The following is a 5,266-nucleotide window of genomic DNA, read 5'->3' as shown; positions in this document are numbered from 1 at the left end:
GTCGACAACCGCCAGTTTAAAGGCCAGTGAATAATCCCGCTGAGTTCGTTTAGTACTTGTATTCATTACACTCTCCAAAAAGAAGCTGGAAAGTGTCAACTTTATTTAGGACGGGTCACCCCCAAAAAAAAAGCCCCCGCAGTGCGGGGGCTTTTTTAAAAGATTGCAACGTTGTTTATTGTTTGCGACGTCTGACCATAACCAGGCCGCTTGCCAGCAACAACCCTAAGGTCGCTGGCGCACTGACTTCAACGTCAGGCACACCGGTGTTTGCTGCCCAAACGGAGAGATGAGACATACCATTTTTACTTACCATGGTCATGGTGCCGGTGAGTGACTCGATACCTTCCAGTACTTCAACCTGGTACAGTGAATAATATTTTGCCGCTTTCGCAACAAACACGAACTGGTTGAAGAGAAGGGCTTCAACATCACTGAAGTTAATTGTCACCCCAAAGGCAACCGCATCGTCAGAACAGGGTACTGAGTTTCCATCGTTGTCCCGGCAGTCATGAAACTCAATGGAGAAGATGGAGTTACCCGGCTCACCGCTTTCAACCGTACCGTTAGGCAGGTATTTAGTGACGTAAGTCCATTCTGTGCTGGTCGTGCCGCCATCCACATTTGTCAAAATTCCTGACTCATCCCAAACTTCCAGATTCTGCAACCACGAATCAGCATTAGAATCTGTACCAGACAAAGCACCGGCGCAGCCCAACACTTCCACGCTGTCGTCAGGGTGGGAGATCAGTTCCAGGTCATTCACATCGCAGGTTTCAAGCGGTGCTGCAGCAAAACCTTGCGCAGATACGACCAATGCTGCCAGTGTAATAAATGAACGTATAGACATAATAGACTTCATAGAGAGCAACTACCGAAATTATATACCACAGCTATGCATTTATCGAACCAAAATTAAAAATCGTTTTAAAACATGGTGTTATAATATATGGTCTGGGCCATTGTAAAATTTGCTGACACCACGAATATGACCTGGGACTACCGCCCTTTGAGCTGTTCAGATAACGCTGTTGCTTTTTGTGCAAAACGCGATGGATTATTGTATCTGATAGCGTCCTCGAGATAGGTCTGCGCCTCGTTATTCCGTGACAGCGCGGATAACACGGCGGCCAGCTTATATAAGGTTTCACTGTTGCTGGCGTCGAATGCGAGCGCCTGTCGCAGATGATAGAGTGCCTGTTCATGGTTACCCAAACCTTCAAAACTCCAGCCATAGGCGCGCAGAACGGCAGGATTGTTTGGTGACAGTTCGAACGCACGCTTTGCATATCTGTTAGCCTGCTGAGGGTTATTGTCGGTAACCAGTTCTGCAAGCTGCGCCAGAGCGAGATCAAGGTTTGTTGCCTCACGCTGGTTAATGTAGGTGGTCAGTATCTTTTCAGCCTCATTACGCTGATCAGTCAGACGATAATACTGTCCCAGCAGGTAATACAGTGATGGTGAATGAGAGGGCTGCTCCTGCATAATCCGCTTGACGGTATCGGCGAATGGCACATCTAGACTGTGTTGCTGTTGAACCGACAGCATGCCGCTGGCAAACAGTGGCTGTCCATCAGATTGAACAAAACCCCGTTCATAAAACGTGTAAGCGGCTTGCGCATCCTCCTGCTGTTCAGCAATTTTTGCGGCCATAAACAGTGCGGCAGGAGACACAGATGACGTGTTCAGCAGAGACGAGAGGGTTTGCTTTGCATTGTCTGGTTTACCCGCCAGAATCTGCAATCGTGTCTTTTCTAACACCACACGCTCTGAGCCTGGTTTATCGCGAAGCAGCTTATCCAGAGTAGAAATGGCACCGTCATAGTCGTTCAGTGCCTTCTTATACTGCACCAGCTTTAATCCGGACGTTTCGGAATCATCAAGCATCAGCTCCAGCCGGGCAATTTCATTTTTTGCCTGCTGGAACTCGTTAAGGCGTGTCAGCAAATCAATTTTCGCTTCCACGTACTGGGTGCTGCCAATGTACCTACGGCGTAGTTTTTCTACTTCGTTAAGCGCGGCACTATAGTTTCCGCTTTGCGTGTAGACTTTCGCCAGTGCCCGGGTGATGCGATCAGATTCGTCATTCTGCTTTCTGAACATTTCAAGTCGGGTGATTGCTTCCTGAAAATTGCCGTCCATAGCAAGTGCAGAGGAAAGAAGTCCAATGATATCTTCGTCATTGGGCTTTCGTTCGTACAAACCTTCCAGTACCGGCAGCGCATTTTTAATCTGCTTTTGTTGCAGCAAATACCGAGCTTTTAGCACCAGCGTGTCAGGATGCTCAGGGTCTTTTTTGAGTAAGCGCGTAATCAGCGGTTCAGCGTCAACCGGGCGATTCATTGACAACAGTAAATCGGCTTTTAAGCGCAGGTAGGCCTGATTGTCCAAAGACGATTCGATAAGCGCGTTTGCACGTGAAAGTGCAGTTTCCCAGTCGCCCTGCATCGCATAAAGCTCAATTAACAGCATGGACGCCCGGTCGTTTCTGGGCGCGGGGAATTCACGTTCCAGCAACTCGATAGCAGCGCTCACCTTTGCCTGGCTTCGAAGTAGCCCTGCTTCCGCAAAAATAACGGCCTCGCTGTGACGCACATTGTCATCGAGTTTGTTGAGAAGCTCTGAACAAAACAACTGCTTGCTGGCGTTGATGTAGATATTACACAACATCGCTACCAGTGATGGCTTTTTGATGATTAGAGCAAGATGTGACTCCAGTAACAGCTTGGCCCGGCGTTTGTCGTTTCCCTGAAGGTATAACTGTGCAAGCAGACTGATCCCGACCGGATCGACTTTTTCTCTTTTCAGATAATTTTCGAGCTGACGCGAACTCTTTTCAAAGTCACCTTTGAGGAAGTTAGTCATACCTTTGATAAGCGGCAGCATTGATTCAGACTTATCCGACGTCGCATCAAGAATACTGAGTGTGTTAGACAGCGTTTCGAGTGCGGCCTCTGCGGCAACGGTGTCACCGCTGCGCAACAGGAGCGCAACGTCCATCAGCTGCATCATTGGGTCATTCGGTGACGTTTTTAAAATCGATTCAACCAGTGCTTTAGCTTCCGCTAAGCGGTTAAGTTCCAGATAGCTGAACAGCATTGACCGTTGCACAATAGGATCATCAGGGTTGATTTGGATTGCGGTTCTCAGGTAATCCAGCGCCTGCACCTTTTTGCCCTCAGCACTGCTTAGTAAAGCAAACAACTGGAGCGTTCTGACATCCCGGCTGTCCTGAGAATAGGCCTTCTCTATCAATTCGCGGGCATCGGCCAGTCGGTTTTTATTTAGCAGGAATGATGCACAACTGTTGAGAATGCGATTTTCTGAAGACAGACCAAGTGCCTCCGCATAAAGTGTTTCGGCCTGACCCGGATTTCCCTTGCCCTCAAAGGCATTCGCTTTAAACAATAAGACGTCAGGCCAGAGGTCTTTTTTCAGGCGGGACTGATTGAACTGAATAACCTTGTCATAGTCTTCCTGAAGCAGATAAACCTGTAGAAGCCCTGGCATGACCACATTTGGATCTGCACCGAGGGCGAGGGCATCCTCAAACTCCTGCCCCGCATCAAAAACCAGACCTTCGAGCAACAACACGTTACCCATGAGTATTTTGGAGGGTAAGTGATCGGGCTGGTCATTAAGCACCGAACGCAAATTAACAAAGGCACGTTTATAATTCTGGTTGTTGAAGTTCTGTAACGCGAGCTCATAGCGCTCTGACACGTCAGACTGCGCGCTGACGGAAGCAGTAAATAGCAATAGCATGCCCGCAAACAAGGGGCGTAACGAAGAATACATGGTCTGTCCTGAGCCACTTCAATTGTTTCTGATAATACAGGGCTTGTGAAAACAAAATCAATGTAACGAATGGTGACACATGACAGATGGCTGAGGACCACGATGGGTGAGGCGCAGAAATAAGCGTCCTAGTGCAAAGTTTTACGGATTCTGCAGGTTACCTCTTGCGGCAGGGTCGCATGAATGTGATATCCTTTGCCCATTATATAGGAGTATGTAATGCCAGATTCTGTGGATAAAAAACGTAAGGGTATCTATTTATTACCGAACCTGCTGACGACCGCCGGACTGTTTTCGGGGTTCTTCGCGGTAGTCTCATCAATGAACGGGCGTTTTGAAGCGGCGGCCGTGGCTGTATTCGTCGCGATGATATTTGATGGTCTGGATGGTCGTGTCGCGCGCATGACCAACACACAAAGTGATTTCGGCGCTGAATATGACTCAATGGCAGATATGGTGTCATTTGGAATGGCGCCAGCGTTAGTTGCCTATAACTGGGGGCTCACTGAGTTAGGTAAACTCGGTTGGTTGGCTGCCTTTATTTACGTGGCAGGTGCGGCGCTGCGGTTAGCACGTTTCAATACTCAGGTTGGTATCGCGGATAAACGCTTCTTTCAGGGGCTGGCAAGTCCTGCGGCTGCAGCCGTTACGTCTGGTCTTGTCTGGGTAGGGGTTGAATACGGTCTCAGTGGCAGTGACTATGGACTGATAGTGGCACTGGTAACGTCAGTGACCGGGCTTTTGATGGTCAGCAACTTCAAATACAACTCGTTTAAAGAGGTGAACTGGCAGGGTAAGGTGCCATTTGTAGGGCTGCTCATTGTATTGATGATTTTCGTCATCGTAGCTACCGAGCCTGCATTGGTACTGTTTATCGTCTTTGCGCTTTATGCACTTGCCGGTCCCATTAACACATTCCGTACCGTTGATAAGGTCACGCTGAGTGATGTTGTTGGTGATCATGAGGAAGATGCAGATTTCGTTAAAAATGACGAAACCGCGAAATCGACACAAACTGTGACTGAAGATAAGTCAAAAAGTGGTTAATAAGGTGATGCCGCATTGCTGATTGTACAAATCTTATTCGTAACGATTAAAAAACGACCGTTCAGGTCGTTTTTTTGATTTTTTTGACAGTTGCCTGTTGACGGTAAGCGCTTTATCCGTAGAATGCGCGGCTCGTTGAGAGGCGGTCTGAAAACAGCGCATAACCAACGAAATGAAAACCAAAAAAATCGTTAAAACAAACGAAAAAATGGTTGACAAAATCGGGCTGCAAAGTAACATACGCATCCCGCTTCGGCAGAGACCGAAAGCAAGTAAAAGCTGAAAAGCGTGCAATGGGTTTATCCGATTGCCAAAATGTTCTTTAACAATTTAGACAAGACAATCTGTGTGGGCACTCGTTAAGAGTGTCACAACGACAATTCATATTTCGATATATTTAATTGAAGAGTTTGATCATGGC

3 protein-coding genes are annotated in these 5,266 nt (G+C 47.7%); 1 reads left to right on the top strand and 2 read right to left on the bottom strand.

Translation table 11 applies throughout. The features are described 5' to 3' along the window. Positions 1 to 175 precede the first annotated feature (175 nt). The gene (locus AB1N33_RS16495) at positions 176 to 850 is read right to left on the bottom strand and encodes a hypothetical protein (protein WP_411272665.1); all 675 of its coding nucleotides are present in this window, start codon (positions 848 to 850) and stop codon (positions 176 to 178) included. Between the two features lie 149 nt (positions 851 to 999). Beyond that, positions 1,000 to 3,798: a tetratricopeptide repeat protein gene (locus AB1N33_RS16490; RefSeq protein WP_411272664.1), complete on the bottom strand. Its 2,799-nt coding sequence runs from the start codon at positions 3,796 to 3,798 to the stop codon at positions 1,000 to 1,002. A gap of 219 nt (positions 3,799 to 4,017) precedes the next feature. Between AB1N33_RS16490 and pssA the strand changes: the two genes are divergently transcribed. After that, a complete protein-coding gene (pssA, locus tag AB1N33_RS16485) occupies positions 4,018 to 4,845 on the top strand; it encodes a CDP-diacylglycerol--serine O-phosphatidyltransferase (protein ID WP_411272663.1) in 828 nt (275 codons plus the stop codon). Positions 4,846 to 5,266 lie beyond the last annotated feature (421 nt).

The sequence above is a fragment of the Alteromonas nitratireducens genome, assembly GCF_040812025.1.
Classification (GTDB): Bacteria; Pseudomonadota; Gammaproteobacteria; order Enterobacterales; family Alteromonadaceae; genus Alteromonas; species Alteromonas nitratireducens.
Note: the sequence above shows the minus strand (reverse complement) of the source record. Positions and strands in the feature narration are given on the sequence as shown.

Bases quoted from the DNA above. Each gene is read 5' to 3' on its own strand.
- AB1N33_RS16495 (WP_411272665.1), bottom strand. From the start codon at position 850: ATGTCTATACGTTCATTTATTACACTGGCAGCATTGGTCGTATCTGCG.
- AB1N33_RS16490 (WP_411272664.1), bottom strand. From the start codon at position 3,798: ATGTATTCTTCGTTACGCCCCTTGTTTGCGGGCATGCTATTGCTATTT.
- pssA (WP_411272663.1), top strand. From the start codon at position 4,018: ATGCCAGATTCTGTGGATAAAAAACGTAAGGGTATCTATTTATTACCG.